Raw genomic sequence first — 24,375 nt, 5'->3', positions numbered from 1 at the left:
AAAAGGTAAAGGGAGGTTCATCCATTGAACATCTTCAATATTGCAATTATGCATATGAAAAGAGATTTCAGAGACGTAAGAACTTTAGTTTTTATGTTAGCTTTTCCGATTGTGCTTATGCTTGTATTAGGTACAGCATTAACAAACGCATTTAATAGTGATAGTCATTCAATTAAAGATATACAGGTGCTATATAAAGATGAAGCGAGTAGCACGTTTTCTCAAGCATTTGAAGCATTTGCGAAAGAAGCTGATAAATCGGGTATTCATTTTAAAAAAGCTTCTGAAGGTATAGATGGGAAGGAAGCAGTGAAGCAAAATAAATATGCTGCTTATGTAGAATTAAATAAAGATGGCGCAAAATTGTACGGAAGTGACAAAAGTAGTATTGAGGGAAGTATTGTGGAAGGCATGCTTACAACGTTTGTTGATAAGTACAATGTAGCAGCCGAAGTTGCAAAAGTAGATCCTAGTAAGGTGAGCGCAGTTATTTCAAATGGAAATCATAATGATTATATAAAAGAAACATCTTTACAAGCTGCGAAAAAGCCAGGTTCTATGGATTACTATGCAGTTGTAATGACGACGATGATTGCGCTATATGCAGCGATGGGAGCCAGTTCTTTAATTCGAGGAGAACGAATACGTAAAACAGGAGATCGTCTCATTGCTGCGCCTATAAGTAAGGCTGAAATATTCATTGGAAAAGTACTTGGGAGCCTAGTAGCAAATGCTCTGTGCATATTGCTTGTCATGTTATTTAGTAAATTTGTTTTTCAAGCGAATTGGGGCGACCATCTTGGAATTATATTTATTATTTTATTAACACAGGTTTTTCTAGCAATTAGCTTCGGTTTAGGGATCGGATATATTACGAAAACAGCTGAAGCATCGAGAGCAATTATTATGGTAGTCGTGCAATTAGCTTCTATTTTTGGTGGTGCATATTTCGTAGTAGAAGAAAATTTCGTTACGAATTTATCACCATTAACGTGGGCAAATACAGCTGTTATGAAAATTATCTATGCGAATGATGTTGGGGCAGCACTGCCGGTAATAGGTTTAAACCTTGGAATTTCGGCACTCTTTTTATTAATTGCAATTATTGCATTACGTAGACGGGAGGGGCTATAGTATGAAAGATATTTTATGGCTCATACAAAAAACGTTATCTGTACTTTTGAAAAATAAAAAAAGTTTATTTATTATTATTAGCTTGCCAATAATAGGAACGCTCATCGCCTTTTCGGAATACGGAAATGTAGGGCAAGGAACGTTAAATATCGGGGTTATAAATAAAGAAAATCAACCTATAGCAAATGATACAGTGAAATTTTTAGAAGGATTAAAGCATGTAAATGTAAGTAAGATTAAAGATTCTGAAGTAGAAGATAAACTCACTTCAAAAAAACTTGATGGTGTTATTACATTAGATTCTGGTTTTTCCGAAAGTGTTCGAGAAGGGAAACCTGATCATATTGAAATTTCATCGATTAAAGGTGATCAAGTAACAGGATTTATAAGGTCCTATTTATATAATTATATTGATAATATAGCAGCGATTAGTAAAGTTGCAGGAACAGATCAAAGCACATTTGATACTATGTACGCAGGGTATCAAAAAAGTGCATTTAAAATGAAAACTGAAACATTAGAAGATACTTCGAAAAATAAAGATATGACAACCCAAACGATAGGTTACCTTATTATGTTTATGTTGTTTTCAGCAGCGAACTTATCGGGTCATATTTTAAAAGAAAAAGAGAATAGAACATATTTTAGACTCTTATCAACACCGATAGACGGAAAGAAGTTCATATTATCTAATGTTGGGGTAAATATGATGATACTAACAGTACAAATTCTAATTACAACTTTATTCCTAACGAATGTTTTTCATACGAATATCAATATGCCTTTCATAGTGATGTTGGGCGTACTCATGTTATTTGCTTTAATAGCAATTGGAATATCATTAGTCCTTGTCGCTTTTTCGAAAAACTCAGCGTCAGCAAATGCAATGCAAAATATGATTATTGTACCGACATGTTTACTGGCTGGATGTTATTTCCCGTATGACATTATGCCAAAAGCGGTACAAAAAGTAGCTAATTTCCTTCCGCAGCGCTGGTTATTAGACACGATAGCAAAACTACAGCAAGGAATTCCATTCGCTGAGTTGTATTTAAATATTTTCATTTTATTCGCTTTTGCAATTGCATTCTTCTTAATTGCGATTTATAAATTTGGAAGAAATAATGATGCGAGGAACTTTGTTTAACAAAAAAAGGTGTGGCGTAGTGCTACACCTTTTTTGTTTTGTAATTTAGAGTATCTTTTGTAATATCGGAATGCTTTTGTAGAGCACTTCGTTATGTGAAGCATGCACAACACATTTATTTCCCTCTAGGAGAAAAACGCTATGTAAAATAGCGTTCCCGTCACCATGTTTTGTAAGCATATCACCGACGACTTTGCCGTCTGTCCATTTCAGACTAGAATATGAAGGAACGACTTGTAAATATTGAATGGTTTCCTCTCCATCTCCAGCAATGAGTGTAGTTTCAATATTTCTTTTTTGTATCATAAATCTATTTTTATTTAAATTATCGAGGAAAGGGTTTTTCGTTTTCATTTTACTATAAGGAATAAATGTAATTGAAGATCCAGATTTTATAAATAAATAATTCCCGTAATCTTTACACGGAATAACATCTTGTAATCCTGGAAAATAAAGATGTATCGCCTCAACTGTATTCATGTTATATAAGGTGCTTAAGTAGTTAATGTATTGTTCCATATAAAAATGAACGATATTTATTTTAGAAGAGGCATGGACAGGGAGACTACCTCCAGTCCAATAACTATAATTTGCCGGAGATCCAGCGCTTGGTGTACAGAGTATGATAAGTTGATTTACATCATTTTTATATTCTTCACTTTGAACGTAAGAACGTCCAAGAAGTCCTCCCATGCTATGACAGATTAGATTTAGTTTATCGCGCCCTGTAATTTTTTTAGCATAAGCAATCGTTTGTAATAAATATTTTTGTGTAGAAAAAATAATCCGCTGACGCCAGTCATAAAAACAAATAAATAGGTTTTTATTTCGTTCATAGCCCATACTTTCTAACATCAAAATAAATGGCTCATAAACAAATGCAGATAGTCCGAAGCTCCAATCACCAGTACCCGGAATAATAATATTATTCATTGAACCGAAAAGTCCAGGGACAAAAACAATAGGTGTTTTTCCTTTTCCCATATTCTTCGCTCCTTTACCTGTTTAACATCGATGAAAATGAAGAAATACATTCCGTATGAAAATATATTTAAATGAAACACTACAGAGTAGAATGTAATTTGAGCGGAAGGAAATTAAAATGATTAAAAAAATATTGCGAGTTACTTCTATTATTGTTGCTATTGTTGTTTTTATTTTAATTTGCATGCATATCGATGTTACCTTAGGTAGAAAAATGGAAGCCGGGAAAAACATGCCGACAGAGTATGCACCTCATTATAGTGACTTTCAATTATATGTAGAAGGGAAGTCATTTTATAAACAGTTATTTACTGATATAAGAGAGGCGAAGAGATCTATTTATACGTACTTTTTTATTTTGTCAGATGATAAAAGTAGCCATACTTTTTTAAATTTATTAAAAGAGAAGGCAAAAGAAGGAGTAAACGTCTATTTATCAGTGGATCGCATTAATGATTTATCATTTGAAAGAAAGATGATAAGTGAATTGCGGGAAAGTGGTGTACATTTTACATATAGTAGAAAACCTGAATTACCATTCGGGTTTTATTCACTTCACCATCGTAATCATCGCCGTATTACGACGATTGATGGAGAGATTGGTTATACGGGTGGTTTTAATATAGGGGATGAGTACTTAGGAAAAGATAAACGATTTGGATATTGGCGTGACTATCATGTGCGACTTAAAGGAGAAGGAGCAAAAGATTTAGAAGAACAATTCGCTTTAGATTGGAAACGAGATACGAAAGAAGAGATAAAAAGAAGTACGAATAAAGCGAGTAAAGGGAATACATTACATACGATGGCTAGTTACAATGGACATCACGTCGCTGAAAAATATATAGAATTAATAAAAGAAGCAAAGCATTCAATTGTCATTACAACACCTTACTTTATAGCCAAAAATAAAGAAGTAATGAATGCTTTAATGGAAGCACAAAAACGTGGAGTTACTGTAAAAATACTTTGGTCATATAAACCAGATATTCCTCTTATTAAAGAGGCGGCGTATCCGTATATTCGCCAAGCTGTTAATAATGGAATTAAAGTATATGGTTATAAAAAAGGGATGTTTCATGGCAAATTAATGCTTATTGATAATGAACTAACTGTTATTGGTACGACAAATTTTACTTCCCGAAGTTTCAATATAAATGATGAAATGAATTTGTATATTCATGGTGGTTCAATTGTAGGACAAGTTAATGAGGCGTTAACGGAGGATTTTCATAATTCAAAAGAAATGACGAAAGAATTTTTTGAGAAGTTATCGTTTTGGGAGCGTTGTAAGGAAAAGTTGGGGGGATTGGCTGATTTTTATTTCTAAAGTTTAAAGAAAGGGAGTCTTTTATAGACACCCCTTTTTTATGATTAATAATTATTTTTCATGCACGAGCAATGAGGCATCATCATTAATCAACGTCCCCACATGTTCACCTAAGCAAATTCTTTTCATTACTCCAGGCTCATCAAAGTTAAAGACGTGTGCTGGTAAATTATAATCACGGGCAAGCAATAAAGCGGCTTGATCCATTACTTGTATGTTTTGCCTAACAATATCGTTATAGTTTAGTTTTTTGTACATTTTTGCTGCTTTATTATGTTTTGGATCACTAGTAAAGACGCCATCTACTCCTTGTTTTGCGACTAATATAGCATCACTATTCATTTCAATAGCCCTTTGAACACTTGGGTAATCTGTCGTAACGAACGGTTGCCCGTTACCACCTCCAAAAATAACGATATACCCGTTATCTAAATGGTGGATTGCACGTAGGCGAATGTATGGTTCAGCTACAGCATTAAACGGGATGGAAGTCATAACGCGCACTTCTGTATTTGTTTTACTTGTTAAAACACCGCGTAGCATTAAGCTGTTAATGATTGTACCTAACGTACCGATATTGTCAGCTTCTACACGATCGATTCCCCATTCTTCCGCTAGATGACCTCTAAAAATGTTCCCGCCTCCAATGACGATAGATACCTCAATATCTAAATCAACGATGGATAAAATTTCGTTTGCGATATGTTCTAATCGTTTGGAGTTAAAGCTATTTCCGGTTTGATCGGCAAGTGCACCGCCGCTTAATTTAATTAAGACACGTTTATATGGCCTCATAACAATTCCCCCTATATAGATCGCAATAAAAAAGGAACAAAGGCGAATGCCTTTGTTCCTTTTTAAGAAAATGAAAAAGAAAAGAAGAAGATAGAACGAATTTTTGCACATAATTTTTCATATCATCCACTCCTTTTCATTTTGATTTGTTGTAAGTATATATCTTTTTGATTATACGAAACAATCTGATTACTTATCAAGTATATTTTATAGTTTTTTAACAAAATGGTGTCAATGAAAAAAAGAAGAAAAATATTTGAATTTTTTGTGACGAACTTGTAGGTTTTTGTATGATTTTGTAGGTTCGCTTATAAGATGTGTGAGTAGCTTTTATAAATTCAAATTGAAAGCGTTCGCATGAAGGGGATGAACATAAATGAAAAAATTCGGATTGGCAACACAAATTTTTGTCGCGCTTGTTTTAGGGATTGTAGTAGGGGCAGTCTTTTATGGCAATAAAACGGCGATTTCTTATATTACACCAATTGGGGATATATTTATTCACTTAATTAAGATGATTGTAGTACCAATTGTTATTTCAGCATTAATTGTTGCAGTAGCTGGTGTAGGCGATATGAAGAAGCTTGGGAAACTAGGCGGGAAGACAATTCTTTATTTCGAAATCATTACGACAATCGCTATTTTAATGGGGTTACTTGCGGCGAATATATTCCAGCCGGGTACTGGCGTTGATATGAATAACTTACAGCAAAGTGATATTTCTTCTTATAAACAAACAGCAGATGCTACAGAGAAGCAAGGATTCGCTGAGACGATTGTTCATATCGTACCGAAAAACGTATTTGAATCGATTGCACAAGGTGACTTATTACCGATTATTTTCTTCTCAGTATTATTCGGTTTAGGAGTCGCAGCAATTGGGGAAAAAGGAAAGCCTGTTTTTAACTTCTTTGAAGGTGTACTCGAAGCGATGTTTTGGGTTACAAATCAAGTTATGAAATTTGCACCATTTGGTGTATTCGCATTAATTGCTGTTACGGTTGCAAAATTTGGTGTAGCAACACTACTTCCTTTAGGAAAACTAGTGCTAGCTGTATACGTAACTGTTATACTATTCGTTGTGATTGTATTAGGTATAAATGCAAGAATGGTTGGCGTAAACATTTTTACGTTAATGAAAATTTTAAAAGAAGAACTTATTCTTTCATTTACGACAGCAAGTTCAGAAGCTGTTTTACCTAATATAATGAGAAAAATGGAAGAGTTCGGTTGTCCAAAGGCAGTTGCCTCTTTCGTAATTCCGACAGGTTATACATTTAACTTGACTGGATCGGCTATTTATCAAGCGTTAGCGGCATTATTTGTTGCACAAATGTACGGTGTGCACATGTCACTGACAGAGCAAATAACGTTATTATTCGTTCTCATGTTAACATCCAAAGGTATGGCGGGAGTTCCAGGTGCATCGTTCGTTGTTGTATTAGCAACGTTAGGTTCAATGGGGTTACCACTAGAAGGTATCGCGTTAATTGCGGGGATTGACCGCATTTTAGATATGATTCGCTCATCTGTCAATGTATTAGGGAATGCATTAGCGGCCATTGTTATGTCGAAGTGGGAAGGCGAATTCGATAATGAGAAAGCAAAACAATATGTAGAAACAGTCAAAGAAACAAAAGCAGCATAAGAAATCGTTAAGGAGTGAATAAGTATGGCAACATTAACTGAAGTTAAAAATGGTGTTCGAATTGAAAAAGATTTTTTAGGTGAAAAAGAAGTACCAAACTATGCATACTACGGTGTACAAACAATGCGTGCAGTTGAAAACTTCCCAATTACAGGATACAAAATTCATGAAGGTTTAATTAGAGCGTTCGCAGTTGTAAAAAAAGCTGCAGCGCTTGCGAATACAGATGTAGGAAGATTGGAATTGAACAAGGGCGGCGCAATCGCAGAAGCTGCTCAAGAAATTCTTGACGGGAAATGGCATGATCATTTCATCGTAGACCCAATCCAAGGCGGAGCAGGTACTTCAATGAACATGAATGCAAATGAAGTCATTGCCAATCGTGCTCTTGAATTATTAGGAATGGAAAAGGGAGACTATCATTATATTAGTCCAAATAGTCATGTAAACATGGCGCAATCCACAAACGATGCATTCCCAACGGCGATTCATATCGCTACATTAAACGCATTAGAAGGTTTATTACAAACGATGGGCTATATGCACGATGTATTTGAATTAAAAGCAGAACAGTTCGATCATGTGATTAAAATGGGTCGTACACATTTACAAGACGCTGTGCCAATTCGTCTTGGGCAAGAATTTAAAGCGTACTCTCGTGTGCTTGAACGTGATATGAAACGAATTCAGCAATCACGTCAACACTTATATGAAGTGAACATGGGAGCAACTGCAGTTGGTACAGGCTTAAATGCAGATCCAGAATATATTCAAGCTGTTGTAAAACATTTAGCTGCAATTAGTGAACTACCACTTGTTGGTGCGGAAGACTTAGTAGATGCAACGCAAAATACGGATGCATATACAGAAGTATCAGCAGCACTGAAAGTATGTATGATGAACATGTCTAAAATTGCGAATGACCTTCGCTTAATGGCATCAGGTCCACGTGTTGGTTTAGCAGAAATTATGTTACCTGCTCGTCAACCAGGTTCATCTATTATGCCAGGTAAAGTAAACCCTGTTATGCCAGAGGTAATTAATCAAATTGCGTTCCAAGTAATTGGTAATGACCATACAATTTGTCTTGCTTCAGAAGCAGGTCAATTAGAATTGAACGTTATGGAACCAGTACTAGTTTTCAACTTACTTCAATCAATTAGCATTATGAATAACGGTTTCCGTGCCTTTACAGATAATTGCTTAAAAGGAATTGAAGCGAATGAAGATCGCTTAAAAGAGTATGTTGAGAAGAGTGTAGGAATTATTACAGCCGTGAACCCTCATATCGGTTATGAAGCAGCAGCTCGCGTTGCGAAAGAAGCAATCGCGACAGGGCAATCCGTTCGAGAACTTTGTGTGAAAAATGGTGTACTGTCACAAGAAGACTTAGAATTAATTCTAGATCCATTCGAAATGACGCACCCAGGGATTGCAGGAGCAACTCTTTTAAAGAAAAATTAACAGAAGAGGGGGGACAAGCCCCTCTTTTTTGTTTACAATATAGAAATGCTATATATGAATAGAGGTAGGGATGTTATGAGTAAGTTTACAGTAGCTTCTAATGGTTCATTAGAAACGACATTAAGAGGAGTAGAAGTATTATCAACACCACTTTTAAATAAAGGGGTCGCTTTCACGCAAGAAGAAAGAGAAGAATTAGGTTTAAAAGGGTTATTACCGCCAGCAGTTTTAACATTGGAAGAACAAGCACGCCGAGCATACGAACAATTTTGTTCTCAGCCGGATGATTTATTAAAGAATGTATACTTAACAGCGTTACATGATCGAAATGAAGTATTATTTTATCGTATTTTAACAGATCATTTACGCGAAATGTTACCAATCGTATATACACCAACTGTTGGTGTAGCGATTCAAAGATATAGTCATGAATATCGTAAACCACGTGGTGTGTATTTATCAATTAACGATCCGTCAGGTATTGAAGAAGCGTTCGCCAATATTGGTGCAACAGCAGAAAATATTGATTTAGTCGTTGTAACTGATGGGGAAGGTATACTTGGAATTGGTGACTGGGGCGTTGGTGGTATTAACATCGCCATCGGAAAATTAGCTGTTTATACGGCCGCGGTTGGAATCGATCCTAGTCGCGTATTACCGGTAATTTTAGATGTAGGTACAAATCGTGAGGAACTATTAAACAATCCATTTTATATTGGAAATCGTCACCCTCGTATAACAGGTGAAGCTTACGATGAGTTTATTGATACATTTGTACAAGCGGTAAATAAACAATTCCCGAAAGCACTTTTACATTGGGAAGACTTTAGCTCTCGAAATGCACGGAAAATTTTAGATAAATATCGTCATGATATTTGTACGTTTAATGATGATATTCAAGGTACAGGTGCAGTTTCACTTGCTGCTGTGCTATCGGCAGTGAAAGCTTCTGGTGTACCACTAAGTGAACACCGCGTTGTTGTATTTGGTGCTGGTACGGCTGGAATCGGTATCGCAGATCAAGTTAGAGATGCAATGGTCCGCGTAGGTGTATCAGAAGAAGAATCATATAAGCGTTTCTGGTGCATTGATCGTAACGGGTTAGTTACGGATAATATGGAAGATCTTCTTGATTTCCAAATGCCGTATGCAAGAAAAGAAGCGGAAGTAAGTGAGTGGAAGCAAAATGGTGTAATCGGACTTGCTGAAGTTGTGAAACATGTGAAACCGACAATTTTAATCGGTACATCAACTGTTGCAGGCGCATTTAAAGAAGAGATTGTTAAAGAAATGGCTTCTCACGTAGAAAGACCAATCATTTTACCGATGTCGAACCCGACACCACTTGCTGAAGCAAAACCAGCAGATTTAATCAAGTGGACAGAAGGAAGAGCGTTAGTTGCAACAGGAAGTCCATTTGAACCAGTTACATACAACGGTGTAACGTATGTGATTGGACAATCAAATAATGCACTTATTTTCCCAGGACTTGGTCTTGGAACAATTGTCGTACGTGCAAGCGTTATGACGGACGGCATGTTCGCAGCAGCTGCTGAAGCAGTTGCAAGTATGGTGGATACAAGTCAGCCAGGAGCACCTATTTTACCAGAAGTTGAAGAGTTACGTAATATCTCGGAAATGGTAGCAATTGAAGTAGCGAAAGTTGCTGTTGCAGAAGGTGTTGCTAGAGAGAACTTAAGTGATAACGATATCAAGATTGCAGTGAAAGAAGCAATCTGGGAGCCTGAGTATCGCCAAATAAAAGCGGTAGAAAAGGTTAGAATATAGAAATAAAGCCCGTTTATAAATATAAGCGGGCTTTCACTTTTATTATTGAAAAAAGAATATAGGAAGTGGCACCTTTGAATTGGAATCAATTATGGAAGAAAGACATATCCCTTTTAATTATATTAATGGTTGTTGTTCCGATTGCTGGAGAGCTTAATTTTCATCCTTTTAATGATACGTTTCGCGTTAGCTTTGGTACGCCGTTATTCTTCTTTTTATTACTATTTTTAAGAAGAATACCAGCAGGAGTTGCAGGTATTGTTGTTGGTATATGTGTAGTCTTATTCCGCGTATGTCTTGACTGGGTCATGCAAGGTTCATTTCATATGACAGAATCATTTTATTTGCGCTATCCTGTGTTTTTTTATTATTTTATTTATGGAAGTCTTTTTTCACTCTGTAGGGTGAATAAGTTTCATCAGAGACCAATTATTATTGGATGTCTTGGAATTTCAATTGAAATTGTTGCAAGTATGTCGGAACTTGCGTTTTATCACATGTTAGTACTAGGTACAACAATAACAATTTCTGAAGTAAATAAACTCATCATTATTGCTATTTTTCGTAGCTTTTTTGCACTTGGCTTTTTAAATATGATGAATTTATATGAAACGAAATTAAAAGAATCACAAGTGCGAAAAGAAAATGAAAAAATGTTAATGCACTTATCCAATTTATATGTAGAATCTGTTCATTTGAAAAAAACGTTACAAAATGCAGAATTAATTACACAAGAAGCGTATCAATTATATCGGAATTTACAAGTAAGCGATCATTCGAATGGTAAAACAGCATTGAAAATAGCAGGAGAAGTGCATGAAATAAAAAAAGATAATCAAAGGATTTTTGCAGGATTATCTAAACTGTTATTAGATAAAAATGTGGCTGAGTACGTAGAAGGTCATGAGCTTACAGAAATGATTGTAAGAATAAATGAAAAGTATGCTGAAATGCTAGGGAAAGATATACGTTTCTCTAAACATATAGAAGGCGAGCATGCTGCATATCACGTGTATACAGTGCTATCAATTTTTAATAACTTAGTTGCGAATGCAGTTGAAGCAATTGATGATAGAGGCCTCATTCGTATTAAGTTATATAAACGAGAGCAACATGTAATCTTTGAAGTAATTGACGATGGCCCTGGTATTGCGCAAAAGTATAAGAAATTAGTATTTAAGCCCGGGTTTACTTCAAAGTATGATCAAACAGGAACACCGTCCACAGGTATTGGACTTTCTTACATATATGAAATGGTAACAGAGCTCGGCGGAGAAGTAAGGTTAGAAGACAATGAAAATGGGAACGGGTGTAAGTTTATCGTTTGTTTACCGGAGTGCAGTTTAAAGCGGGAAGGGGAATAGGTTTGTTTTATTATATTGTAGATGATGATGAAGTTTTCCGTTCGATGCTTTCGCAAATTATTGAGGATGGCGATCTTGGGGAAGTAATTGGAGAATCGGAAGATGGAGCTTTTGTTGAGGCAGAACAGCTAAATTATAAAAAAGTGGATATTTTATTTATTGATTTACTCATGCCGATGAGAGACGGTATTGAAACAGTTCGTCATATAGCGTCTTCATTTACTGGGAAAATTATTATGATTTCTCAAGTTGAATCGAAACAGCTCATTGGTGAGGCATATACACTTGGTGTAGAATATTATATTACAAAACCATTAAATAAAATAGAAGTAGTATCTGTTGTACGAAAAGTGATAGAGCGTATTCGTTTGGAGCGCTCTATATATGACATTCAAAAATCATTAAATAATGTATTTCAGTGGGAAAAGCCGCAAATGCGTAGTGAAACAGTGCAAGAAGAGAAAAAGATATCAGATTCAGGACGCTTCTTACTAGCAGAACTCGGTATTGCGGGAGAGAACGGAAGTAAAGATTTACTTAGTATGCTGGAATATTTATATGGACAAGAAAAGGCGCAAACATTTGAATTTGGATTTCCTGCGTTAAAAGATATTTTCCACCAAATTACACTGAAAAAATTAGGGGAAATAGCTTCAGATGCAGATATAGAGAAGGAGAAAAAAGCATCTGAACAACGTGTAAGAAGAGCGATTTATCAATCATTGAATCATTTAGCTTCCCTTGGATTAACAGACTTTTCAAATCCGAAATTTGAAAGCTATGCTCCGAAATTTTTTGATTTTACAATAGTTAGAAAACGGATGACAGAAATGACAAAAGAAGAATTTGCAGTTTCAGGTCATACGCGGATAAACACGAAAAAGTTTATTCAAGTGTTGTATTTTGAGGCGAAACGGTTGATGGAGATAGATTAAAAAAATACGATATAGGGTATAAACATTGATAAACCAAATCTTACATAGATTTGGTTTATTTTGTGTCGAAAAGTATTTTCTGAATAAATGAACAAATGGTGGTAAACGCTATTGAATTTGATAATAGGAATAGATTAATATAGTTATGAGTTTCCAAAAAAATGAAAAGAAAGGAGTTAATAGTGGAAACGTATGTATTTGAAAAAAAGAAAGGGGATAAGTAGTTGGGAGGAAAATATAAGCAGTTTAAATGTGTGTTAACAATTTGTATAGTTGCTATTTTATGTTTACAGTTACCAGGATTTTACGTAAAGGCAAATGGGGAAGAAACCACTAAAGAAGACAGAAAATTTGAAATCAAAAGCGTACAAGAGGCTGGTAAGAGTAATAATCCAGACATATCAGTATCCACATTAGATGATAATGTAAAAGCAGAACAGCTAGCGAAAAAGCTCGTTGGTGATGGAGTGGAAATTCGAAATGTGAAATATAAAGGTGCCAATCAAGCAGCCGGCACATTTCAAGCGAAGCAAAATATTTTTGGAATTGAAGACGGAGTTATATTAAGTACAGGTAATGCGAAAGGCATTATAGGACCTAATAAGTATAGAAGTTATACAAACATAAATAATCAACCCGGTGATAGTGATTTAGAGAAAATACTAGGTGATGGAATGAAGACATTTGATGCGAGTGTTCTAGAGTTTGAGTTTAGGCCCTTGAAAGAGAGAATGCAGATGCAGTATGTGCTTTCTTCGGATGAGTATGAGGAATTTTCTAATTATTATAGGGATGCAGTAGGCGTGGTTGTAAATGAAAAAAATATTGCATTTGTGTCAGATGTATCGAGAAGACCAGTAACCACTTCTTCAATTAACAAGTGGGAAACAGAATACTATATTTCTAATACGGGTAATTCTAAAAATACAGAGATGGATGGAATGAGTACAGTATTAAATGCAATCTCTAATGTGACAGTAAATGATTGGAACAAAATAAAGTTAGTGATTGCTGATGGACGTGATAATGGTGTGGACTCAAACATTCTGATTAATTCTATTCGTTTCGATGACGTAAAGGTGCCTGAAGAAAGAACTGATTTTTATATTTCAATGTGGGATGTACAGAATATCAATGATGAAAAAGCGAGATTGATTGTAAATATTAAAAGAACAAATAATATTAATAAGCAAGATAGTATAGAGTGGAAATTGAGTCTTCCTAAAAATGCTACCAGTGCAGAAGATGTAAAAAATAAAGGGAAAATAATTTTTGAAAAAAATGAATTCGAAAAGACAGTTGAAATGGAAGTAAGTAAACAAGATCGTGATTTGCAGTTTTCATTACAATCAGCATTTGAAAACCCGCAACCTGGTGGTCGGAATACACGAAGCATCTTTATGAGAGAGATGGTAATATCCCCAGAACCAATTAAATTGAAAATTGGTGAGGAACAACAGGTTAAAGTATTAGCTAAGTATTTTGACGGTAAGGAAGAAGATATTACTGATAAGGTTGAAATGAGAACAATAAATCCAAATGTGGCAAAAGTGAGTTCAAATAATAAAGTAATTGGGCAAGGATCAGGAACTACAAATGTAATTGTAACCTATGGTAATTTAGTTAAATGGGGATCTGTAGAGGTAAACAGAGTATTAAAAGATATTCATATAGAAAAAGAAAATATTACGATTTTTGACCAGGAAATCAGTCCTGTTTATATCGATGCGATTTATGAGGATGGTTCACGTACTCGTGTAACTAGTGAATTGAAATTGACTAGTTTAGATGAAAAGGTCGTACGTATTTTAGATGGACGGACATTTCAAGCGGTGGATGTTGGTAGTACTACAATTGTTGTAGAATATGGTGGAATTAAGAAAAATATAAATGTCACTGTTAAAAAGCCTAATCTTAATATTAAAGAGATAAGACTTTCACCCAATTATATACCGACTATAGTTGAGGGAGACAGGTATCCATTTTCTGTTGGAGCGATTTATGAGGATGGTCGTGCGAAAGATATAACGGATGAATCCGAAATTATATCCACTAATCCGGAAGTGCTTGAAATTGATAGGGATTATAGAGACTTAAAAGGGAAAAAAGCTGGAGAAACTACACTGGTAGTTACGTATAAAGATTTTAAGATTGAAAAGAAAATAACGGTAGAACAGCAGTTAAAAGAAGTGTTAATTAACAAAAATCAATTTATCCTAAAAGAAGGCGCTAAAGATAAACTTGTAGTAAAAGCAAAGTATGATAATAGTGAAAAGGATATTACGGAGCAAGTAAGTTTCTGGATAAATGATGGTAGAGTAGCTGAGATTACAAGTAACGGAGAAATTAGAGGACTTAAACAGGGACAAGCAACTCTTGTGGTTGATTACAAAAATCATGAGGTGCGTGTTCCAATATATATTGAAAATGGATTAAAGGATCTTGAGTTTCAGGAATCTAATATAACACTACCTATTAAAGGTACGAAAAAGTTACAAGTAACAGGAATTTATGAGGAGGATTACCGTTCATCAATTAATAATGAAGCGACATTCTCTAGTAACAACGATAACGTGAAAGTTGATAAGTTCGGAAATATTGTAGCGCAAAAAGAAGGAGAATCTATTATTACAGTATCTGTAAGAGATATGAAAAAGGAAGTGAAAGTAAAAGTAGAGAATCCTCTTGTAGCATTACAAGTTGGTACGGAGAAAATTGCATTAAAAACGAAAGAGGCATACGAATTAAAAGTTACAGGAGTATATGAAGATGGTTCGCTGAAAGACGTTACGAAAAGTGCGAATTTTAAATCTTCTAATCCGTCTGTAGTAGCAGTAGATGCTTCTGGGAAGCTGGTAGCTCAAGATAAAAAAGGAAATGCAACTGTTACGATAACGAAAGATAAACAGAGTTTGAATATTCCTGTTGAAGTAACAGAGAAAGAGACTGGCTTATTACTAGAAGTACAAGATGGAAGTGGACGCGGAATAGATAATGTTAGCGTCGTTTTAGAAGATTCAAAAAAGAAAACACAAAAGTTAATAACAGGTAGCAATGGTACTTTGTCGTTAAAACCACAAGAAGGTGCTTATAAAGTATACGTTTATAAAAAAGGCTATAAACCAGTTGCTGTAGACGTAGTTGTAAAGAATGATGAGCGGACGAAGCAAAAAGTCACATTAGAACCTTCGCAGTTATTTGATGGAAAAATGAACGTAACTCAAATGTCGAAAGAAGAAATAGAGAAGGCTGGTATTGATGTCAATCATCCAGATAATCGCCACGTGTATAAGTTTGAACTGCATTTGAAAATAGATAATGAGGATAAAAAAGTTGATTACATTATTAATAATGTAGGTAAAGTTATACAAGGTGATTTAAACGTATCGATCGGTAGTGGTGCAAGTGAGGTTAATGTGTACCCAGTTGTTATTCAAAATGAACGTTTCCAAGAAAAAGAAGCGCCTCCTGCAGTTGGATATATGGTAGTCCCAGGGAAAGTAAGTTGGCTGAAAGAGTTCTTTAAAGTGGAAGTGATGATTCAAAGTTTCGCAGACGAACCATTTGAATTAACGAATACAAATGTATCACTAAATTTACCAGAAGGATTAAGTTTAGCTCCGATTTCCGAAAAACAAAGTGACACAATCCATTTAGGAACGATAGGTGGAAATGAGGTTAAGAAAGCTGAGTGGTATATTCGTGGAGATAAAAAAGGTGAATATCATTTGAATGCTAATTTCTCATCTACACTATATCCGTTTGATGAGCCACTTTCTGCCGGGTTTAAAACAGCTAAGCCAATTGAAGTGTACGGGGAAGACGGAGTGAAGATGCATATTAAAGTAGATAAAAAAGCATATAGAGGTCTTCCGTATGTAGTTAGGGTAGGGATTGAAAATAAATCGCCAAACGTTATTTATGATTTACAAGTAGAGTTAAATGAAGAAGAAAAGAAAAACTTTGTTTATACACCAGGAACAGAGTTGAAGCGAGTTGTAAATTCTATTCCGTCAGGGGAAACGGTATGGCTTGATTATTTATTGCTACCTAAAATTTCAGGAGATTTAAATATTGGAAAATCATTCATTAAAAAGGTTGGAGACGGTATAAACATAGAGACTGTTCTTTCTACAATTGATGAATAATTCGATGCGGTTATCTTTATTTCATTTTGAATGCAAAAGGGGAATACGGGATGAAAAATTGGCTTAAAAAAATAGCTCAATTGAGTATACTGTTTGTACTATTTATAACATTGATATTTGATGGTGCAATAGCGTACGCTGCTAACGAGGTAAATAAAAAAACAAATCAGTTTCATAGTGCAGTTGAGAATACAAATGAGCTTGTATTCAAAGATGTACCACCTTCTTATTGGGCGTATAAAGATATAAAGAGATTAAAAGAGTTGAAGATTGTATCTGGAAAGGGAGATGGGCTGTTTGGTCCAGAAGATCGCTTAACGCGAGAACAATTTTTGTCGATGGTCGTGTTACAGCAAGGATATAAGATTGTAAAAGATCAAGAGACATTTAAAGATGTGCCGAAAAGTAAGTGGTCAAACCAATACATTGAAACTGCAATAAAAGAAGAGATTATTGAAAAGAAGGAATACGGAGATAACTTTAAGCCAGAGCAAGAAATTCCAAGGGAAGAAATGGCGATTATTATCGCAAAGGTTTTAAAGTTAAAAGAGGTAGATGAAGAAATAAAATTTGGAGATAAAGGTGAATTTACGAAAAATCCTAAATTGATAGCTGCATTAGTAAATGCAAAAATCATTTCAGGATATCCTGATGGAACGTTCAAACCGAAACAAACATTGACGAGAGCCGAGTCGACAGCAGTCATCGTTAAATTACTTGATTATGGATATGTATTTGATGATGTACCACCTTCCTACTGGGCGTATAAAGATATAAAGAGATTAAAAGAGTTGAAGATTGTATCTGGTAAAGGGAATGGAATCTTTGGTCCAGAAGATCGATTGACGAGAGAACAATTTTTGTCGATGATCGTGTTACAGCAAGGATATAAGATTATAAAAGATCAAGAGACGTTTAAAGATGTACCGAAAAGTAAGTGGTCAAATCAGTATATCGAAACAGCGATAAAAGAAGGAATTATTGAAAAGAAAGAATATGGAGATAGCTTCAAACCAGAGCAAGAAATTCCAAGGGAAGAAATGGCGATTATTATTGCGAAAGTGTTGAAGTTAAAGGAAGTAAATGAAGAAATAAAATATGAGGATAAAGGTGAATTTACGAAAAATCCTAAATTAATAGCTGCATTAATAAATGCAAAAATCATTTCAGGATATCCAGACGGGACGTTTAAACCGAAACAAACGTTAACAAGAGCTGAGTCGACAGCGGTCATTAGTAAAGTGATTGATTACAAGCAAGATGAGCCGACTACAGGGGACGGTAATAACGATGGAAATACCGGTGGCGGTACAGGTAATGGAGGAAACGGTGAAAAAGCAAGTATTGTATATAAAAAGAACGTATATGAAGTGAAAGAACAATATAAAAACGACATAGAACAAACGCAAACAGATACTTTCATATTCAAAAAAGAAGCAGCAAAAGTAAAAGAATTGAAAAATGATAATATTTTAATTTTGCCACCAATCCCAAATAACCCACTTGGGGTTGTTATTAAAATCATCTCTATAACGGATGGAAGTGATGGGGAGAAGGTTGTAAAAGCAGTGCAACCAGATGCTAAAGAAGTAATTGAAAAAATAGATGTGAAAGAAAAGGTATCGGTTACGAGAGACAATGCAAAACCCGTTTATTTAGCAGAAGGTGTAACGCTGGAAGAAAAGCAGTCAGCTCCTTTAAATCCTTTTCAACAGAAAATTAATGGGGAGAAAGAAAAAAATCAATACGCTTTACAGGGACCAGAGCATTTTTTACAACGTGCACTTGCTGAGTATGACGCTGATAAAGAAGTATTCAGTATGAATACTGATATTAAAGTAACCGGTAAAGAGTTAGGAATTAATGATGATCTAACCTTTGCACTAAACGGTCAAATGAAAATTAAAGATGTAGATTTTGATGTGGAGTATAAAGATGCAACTAATTTGGACGATTTAAAATTTATTCTTAAAAGTGAGGTTGAGAATAACTTAAAATACACTTTTAATTACTCGCACTGTTTCGGAGGAAAAGTAGCTTGTGATAAAAAAAATGCCGAAACACTAACATTTGAAGAATGGAAAGAAATTATTGATAAAAAAGGTCTCTCACTGAAACCATTTAAGAAAACTTTGTTTATGGTTCACGTGCCGAACCCTACTATTCCAGCTTTAGGTTTAATGGTAGAAGGTTCGATTATAGTTAAAGCAGATTTATCAATAGGTGTAGAAATAGATGTGAAGCAAACAGATTCGTATAGAACGGGAATTGAAAACGGTAAAATTGTAGATGAACATAAGCGAATTGGTCCTAACCTTAATTTTAAAGGGGAAGCAAAAATTGAGGGGAAAGCAGGTGCTGAAATTAGAGGTGGTTTAACACTTGCGAATATAATTTTAATAGGGGCTAATTTAGAAGGTGGATTGAAATTAGAAGCGTTGGCAAGAGCGTCGTGGGGCATAAAAGACGTTAACTCTAATAATTTGAATACGCTTGAAAGTATTTGCGCAAAAGGAGCACTTGGATATTATGTCCAAGCAGGTTTAGAGGCGAGTATAATTCATGCTGACATTTTTTCTATCAAGAAATCGTTAATAGATATAAATGAAGAGATCAAGAAAATAAGTAATTGTGAAAAGTATGATTTACAATCAGCGCAAGATTATTTATTACTTGAAGAGGGAGAAGAAACAAATTTAAAAGTAGTAAAAAGAATCTTTGATGAAGATCAATTAACGATGAAAGTAGAGAAAGTATCGAAGGATCAGGAAATACGAGTATCAAGTAAAAATACAGATGTAGTAGAAGCAAAACGAAAAGATGCCAATGATTTTTCAGTTCATACAAAATCAGGTGCAAAAGAAAAACAGAAAGTAGACCTATTATTTGAGTTAGTGGAAGATGGGAAAGTACTTTCAGAAATAAAAGTTCCGGTCTATATTGTGAAGCCAACAAAGCTACAAGTAGATCCTGAAAAAACATTTGTGATGAAAAAGCAAAAAGAACAATTGCAAGTACGTTTAGCGATACCTGTGCCGGTAGAAGTAATTGAGCAACGTGAAGTATTAGGATTGCCGATTGAGCAGTACCGCTATAAAAAAGTAACACAACCAAGCCTACTTACTTTCAAAAGTTCAAAAGATTTCGTTATCGTGAATGAACTCGGAGAAGTGACAGTAAAGGATGATGCGAAAATCGGAGATACGACTGAAATTAATGTCGCTTATAAAGGGTTGACAGGTAAGGTGAGTGCTCAAGTTTCGGGAAGTGAGGAAGATAAGCAAGCGCTATCAGGTTTATCTTTACCAAGTGCTCAGCAATTAATATTAGATGCGGAACAACACGCAAATAACATTTTACAAGCGGCAGTAAAATCGCCGGAAGAAGAAAAATTTGAAGATTTACAAAAGCAAATGAAAAAGTTTTATGAGCCGAAATTTACAGGGAAGCAATTTGAAAAAGCTTATAAGTATAATAGACAGTGGATATTAAATCCATATTATTTATATCCTGTAACGAATGTTTATAATACAGAGGCAATGAAAACATTCACAAGTGTAAGTGAAACACCATCAACGTTAAGTGTGAAAGTAAGCGTACCAGTTTTAGGAGAGCAAGGTGAATCATTTACGTATACGTATAATTTAGTGAAAAAAGATGGATCTTGGTATTTAGATGATATCAATTCATGAAAAGACAAGCACCTTTCGTTATATAGCGAAAGGTGCTTATTTTTGTTTTTCGTATGTACGACTTTACTTAATGGAGTATACATGTACAATATTGATAGAATGAAATGAGTGACGTAAGGAGGTGCACCATTGAGTTTTTATATAAATAAATCAATTATAAAAGAAGTATGCGGAGAAACCTCATATAAAAGAGGCGAAGCTTATTATAAATCAAATAAAGTAATCGTGAATTACTATGATGAAACGAAAGAAATTTGTGAGGCGACAGTAAAAGGGAACGAGGATTTTCGTGTTACAGTAGAAAAAGCTAAAAAAGGTGATGTTGTTGCGAGATGTAGTTGTCCTTCATTAGCGTCTTTTCAAACGTACTGTCAACATGTTGCAGCCGTACTAATACAAATAAATTATAACCAACAAACGGGTGGAATGGGCTCTGTTAGTAGCAGAAATGACCAATTAACAAACGGGATGTTTCAGTTATTTGCAGACAAACCGCTGCGGCCCAAAAGTAAACAACATCGTTTTGATACACGTGAAATATTAGATGTTGCATTTATATGTTCACCGGTACCGACGAAAAGTGGTGGGGCTCTTCTTGGAATTCAGTTGAAACTTGCGAAAACATATTTTATAAATCATATTAGAGAATTTCTTTCTAAAGTGGAAAAAAGAGAGAGTTTTCATTGTTCAAATGAATTTACATACACACCAGATGTACATAGTTTTAAACAAGAAACGGACGCGATTATACAACAACTCATTAAAATATATCATAATGAAAAAATGTATGAAGATGCATTAGAAGTACATGCGAAACAAGATGAAAGTATGATATTTATACCGCCAGCTTCGTGGAGAGATATACTCTCTTCACTTTCTAAAGTGGAGCATGTACATCTGAAACAAAATGAGCAACTGATTGACGGGTTACAAATTTCAAAAGGATTATTGCCATTACATTTTGAGTTTACGAAAGGCAATAATGGTGGATTTACCCTTCATATAGATGGCCTAAATCGTGTTCAAGTTATGGAAATGTATAACTATGCTCTTTACGATGGGAAATTATATCATTTACCTATGGAAGATTGTATGCGACTTATTGAATTGCAAAAGATGATGAGTCGCTCAAATAGCAATCAGTTTTATATTCCTGAAAATAAGATGGAACATTTCGTAGCGAAAGTTGTGCCTGGATTAATGAAACTTGGAACAGTGCGCATTGATGAAGTCATATCCGATCGTGTTGAAACGCCGTCGTTAAAAGCAAAGCTATATTTAGATCGAGTGAAAAATCGTTTGCTAGCAGGTCTTGAATTTCATTATGGAAACGTCGTGATTAATCCGCTAGAAGAAGACGGGCAACCTTCTGTTTTTAATCGTGATGAGAAAAAGGAAAAAGAGATTTTAGACATTATGAGTGAAAGTGCCTTTGCGAAAACAGAAGGCGGTTACTTTATGCATAATGAAGAAGCTGAGTATAACTTTTTATATCACATTGTTCCAACGTTAAAAGGTTTAGTTGATATTTACGCGACAACAGCAATCAAATTACGCATTCATAAAGGGGATACAGCGCCACTTATTAGAGTGAGAAGGAAAGAAAGAATTGATTGGTTGTCATTTCGTTTTGATATAAAAGGAATACCCGAAGCTGAAATTAAAGGTGTATTAGCGGCTCTTGAAGAAAAACGGAAATATTATCGGCTTGCGAATGGTTCTTTATTATCACTAGAGAGCAAAGAGTTTAATGAAATTAATCAGTTTGTAAAAGAATCAGGTATTCGAAAAGAATTTTTACATGGGGAAGAAGTGAATGTTCCGCTTATTCGGAGTGTAAAATGGATGAATGGACTACATGAAGGTAATGTTTTAAGTTTAGATGAGTCTGTTCAAGATTTAGTTGAAAGCATTCAAAATCCGAAAAAGTTAAAGTTTACAGTACCGCCAACTTTACATGCTGTAATGAGAGAGTATCAAGTATACGGGTTCGAATGGATGAAAACACTCGCCTATTACCGTTTTGGCGGTATTTTAGCAGACGATATGGGACTTGGAAAAACGCTGCAAAGTATTGCTTATATAGATTCTGTTTTGCCTGAAATTCGGGAGAAGAAGCTGCCTATATTAGTCGTTTCACCGTCCTCGCTCGTTTATAATTGGTTTAGTGAATTGAAAAAATTCACCCCACATATTAGAGCGGTTATTGCAGATGGAAATCAAACAGAACGACGAAAAATCTTAAAAGACGTAGCGGAATTTGATGTCGTCATTACGTCATATCCATTACTGAGAAGAGATGTAAGGTCATATGCGAGGCCATTTCATACACTATTTCTTGATGAAGCACAGGCGTTTAAAAATCCTACAACACAAACTGCAAGAGCAGTGAAAACAATTCAAGCTGAATATCGTTTTGGACTAACGGGAACGCCTGTCGAAAATTCATTAGAAGAGCTATGGTCTATCTTTCATGTCGTATTTCCAGAATTATTACCAGGAAGAAAAGAATTCGGTGATTTAAGGCGTGAAGATATTGCGAAGCGCGTAAAACCGTTCGTATTAAGACGATTAAAAGAAGATGTATTACAAGAGCTTCCAGATAAAATAGAGCACTTACAGTCATCGGAGTTATTACCGGATCAAAAGAGACTATATGCTGCTTACTTAGCGAAATTAAGGGAAGAAACATTAAAGCATTTAGACAAAGATACGTTACGTAAAAATAAAATTAGAATTTTAGCTGGCTTAACGAGATTAAGACAAATATGTAATCATCCTGCTTTATTCGTTGATGATTACAAAGGGAGTTCAGCTAAATTCGAGCAACTGTTAGACATACTAGAGGAATGTAGAAGCACTGGTAAGAGAATTTTAATCTTTTCTCAATTTACGAAGATGCTGTCCATTATTGGTCGTGAATTAAATCGTCAAGCAATTCCATACTTTTATTTAGACGGGAATACACCTTCGCAAGAACGTGTAGAACTATGTAATCGGTTTAACGAAGGAGAAGGAGACCTATTCCTCATTTCTTTAAAAGCTGGTGGTACAGGTCTTAACTTAACAGGCGCTGATACGGTTATATTATACGATTTATGGTGGAATCCAGCTGTTGAACAACAAGCAGCAGATCGGGCATATCGAATGGGGCAAAAAAATACAGTACAAGTTATTAAATTAGTAGCACACGGAACCATTGAGGAAAAAATGCATGAACTACAAGAGAGTAAGAAACATTTAATCGCTGAAGTGATTGAGCCAGGAGAAGAGAAATTATCATCCATCACGGAGGAAGAAATTCGAGATATTTTAATGATCTAATAAAAAAAGCTATGCCTTCAAATGTATGAGGGTATAGCTTTTTTGTTGTAATAATTATATTTTGTTTTGTACAAAGTAAAGAAATCAAATGTTATTTCAATTATTTCTTTGTACCTTTACTTTTGTATGGCTTTGCAGCTTTCTTTTTCTTTGCACTTGATTGCCAACGGTTCCATCCTTTACTTCCTGTACCTTGTCCTACACCTTTTTTCGGTTTTGCCTTCGTTTTACTCATATAATCACTCCGTTATATAAAAATCTTATTTGATAATAGTCAATGATTTAGAAAATACTCTTTATAAATGACTATGTTTGTTTTAAGTAAAAACAAACTGCTTGAATGCTATAGTATATCATGAATTTGCAAGTAAACTGAAAGGAATTACAAAGAAAATGAAAATAATACGAAATACTGCGGATTCTATATTTCGGACGATTACATTAATTGTTGTATATATGTTAGTTTCTGTTAGTGAAACGTTTTTTGGAATGCCCAGACAAAAGAAGTAAAGAAGGTATATTGGAAACAATCAATAAAGCCGTAAAATAAAGAATTGAAAAATATTTTAAAACTTTTTGTTGACTTTATTTATTTTTTGTATAGAATAATCATTAATAAAAT

14 protein-coding genes are annotated in these 24,375 nt (G+C 34.8%); 11 read left to right on the top strand and 3 right to left on the bottom strand.

Annotated features, from left to right (window positions below; translation table 11 throughout):
- Positions 1-24 precede the first annotated feature (24 nt).
- Together LMD38_RS17665 and LMD38_RS17660 are read left to right on the top strand one after the other, a co-directional pair.
- Positions 25-1,134, top strand: a complete 1,110-nt coding sequence (locus LMD38_RS17665) for an ABC transporter permease (RefSeq protein ID WP_001020172.1) — start codon at positions 25-27, stop codon at positions 1,132-1,134.
- Between the two features lies 1 nt (position 1,135).
- A complete protein-coding gene (locus LMD38_RS17660) occupies positions 1,136-2,281 on the top strand; it encodes an ABC transporter permease (RefSeq protein WP_016717127.1) in 1,146 nt (381 codons plus the stop codon).
- 45 nt (positions 2,282-2,326) lie between these two features.
- Here LMD38_RS17660 and LMD38_RS17655 read toward each other — a convergent pair whose 3' ends face one another.
- Entirely contained in the window at positions 2,327-3,265 is a 939-nt protein-coding gene (locus tag LMD38_RS17655) for an esterase/lipase family protein (RefSeq protein WP_061183899.1), read from the bottom strand.
- A gap of 118 nt (positions 3,266-3,383) precedes the next feature.
- On the opposite strand from LMD38_RS17655, the gene cls reads away from it, so the two are divergent.
- Entirely contained in the window at positions 3,384-4,595 is a 1,212-nt protein-coding gene (cls, locus tag LMD38_RS17650; protein WP_062822349.1) for a cardiolipin synthase, read from the top strand.
- A 51-nt stretch (positions 4,596-4,646) separates the two neighbouring features.
- Here the strand turns inward: cls and pyrH are convergent, their stop codons facing one another.
- On the bottom strand, positions 4,647-5,390 hold the full coding sequence (gene pyrH / locus LMD38_RS17645; protein WP_001248048.1) for a UMP kinase: 744 nt from the start codon (positions 5,388-5,390) through the stop codon (positions 4,647-4,649).
- Between the two features lie 376 nt (positions 5,391-5,766).
- Here pyrH and LMD38_RS17640 point away from each other — a divergent pair, with 376 nt between their 5' ends.
- From LMD38_RS17640 to LMD38_RS17605, 8 genes are all read left to right on the top strand, one after another.
- Positions 5,767-7,038 carry a cation:dicarboxylate symporter family transporter gene (locus tag LMD38_RS17640; protein WP_000713289.1) on the top strand — a complete coding sequence of 424 codons (1,272 nt, stop codon included), beginning with the start codon at positions 5,767-5,769 and terminating at the stop codon, positions 7,036-7,038.
- A gap of 24 nt (positions 7,039-7,062) precedes the next feature.
- Positions 7,063-8,502, top strand: coding sequence for an aspartate ammonia-lyase (aspA, locus tag LMD38_RS17635; protein ID WP_000224208.1), 1,440 nt, complete (start codon positions 7,063-7,065; stop codon positions 8,500-8,502).
- Positions 8,503-8,577: 75 nt separating this feature from the next.
- Entirely contained in the window at positions 8,578-10,290 is a 1,713-nt protein-coding gene (gene malS / locus LMD38_RS17630; protein ID WP_062822354.1) for an oxaloacetate-decarboxylating malate dehydrogenase, read from the top strand.
- 65 nt (positions 10,291-10,355) lie between these two features.
- The gene (locus LMD38_RS17625; protein WP_080454405.1) at positions 10,356-11,654 is read left to right on the top strand and encodes a sensor histidine kinase; all 1,299 of its coding nucleotides are present in this window, start codon (positions 10,356-10,358) and stop codon (positions 11,652-11,654) included.
- Between the two features lie 2 nt (positions 11,655-11,656).
- Complete coding sequence (locus LMD38_RS17620; protein WP_227585272.1) at positions 11,657-12,589, top strand: response regulator; 933 nt, start codon at positions 11,657-11,659, stop codon at positions 12,587-12,589.
- A gap of 224 nt (positions 12,590-12,813) precedes the next feature.
- A complete protein-coding gene (locus tag LMD38_RS17615) occupies positions 12,814-16,737 on the top strand; it encodes a choice-of-anchor L domain-containing protein (protein WP_227585271.1) in 3,924 nt (1,307 codons plus the stop codon).
- Positions 16,738-16,787: 50 nt separating this feature from the next.
- Entirely contained in the window at positions 16,788-20,429 is a 3,642-nt protein-coding gene (locus tag LMD38_RS17610; RefSeq protein ID WP_227585270.1) for an S-layer homology domain-containing protein, read from the top strand.
- Positions 20,430-20,558: 129 nt separating this feature from the next.
- Positions 20,559-23,753: a DEAD/DEAH box helicase gene (locus tag LMD38_RS17605; RefSeq protein ID WP_062822344.1), complete on the top strand. Its 3,195-nt coding sequence runs from the start codon at positions 20,559-20,561 to the stop codon at positions 23,751-23,753.
- Between the two features lie 100 nt (positions 23,754-23,853).
- Here LMD38_RS17605 and LMD38_RS17600 read toward each other — a convergent pair whose 3' ends face one another.
- Positions 23,854-23,988 carry a DUF3934 domain-containing protein gene (locus tag LMD38_RS17600; RefSeq protein ID WP_000047591.1) on the bottom strand — a complete coding sequence of 45 codons (135 nt, stop codon included), beginning with the start codon at positions 23,986-23,988 and terminating at the stop codon, positions 23,854-23,856.
- Positions 23,989-24,375: the final 387 nt, after the last annotated feature.

Origin of the sequence: Bacillus pacificus (assembly GCF_020861345.1) — a bacterium.
GTDB lineage: Bacteria > Bacillota > Bacilli > Bacillales > Bacillaceae_G > Bacillus_A > Bacillus_A pacificus.
The sequence above is the reverse complement of the archived record's forward strand: the minus strand, read 5'-3'. Positions and strand labels throughout refer to the sequence as shown.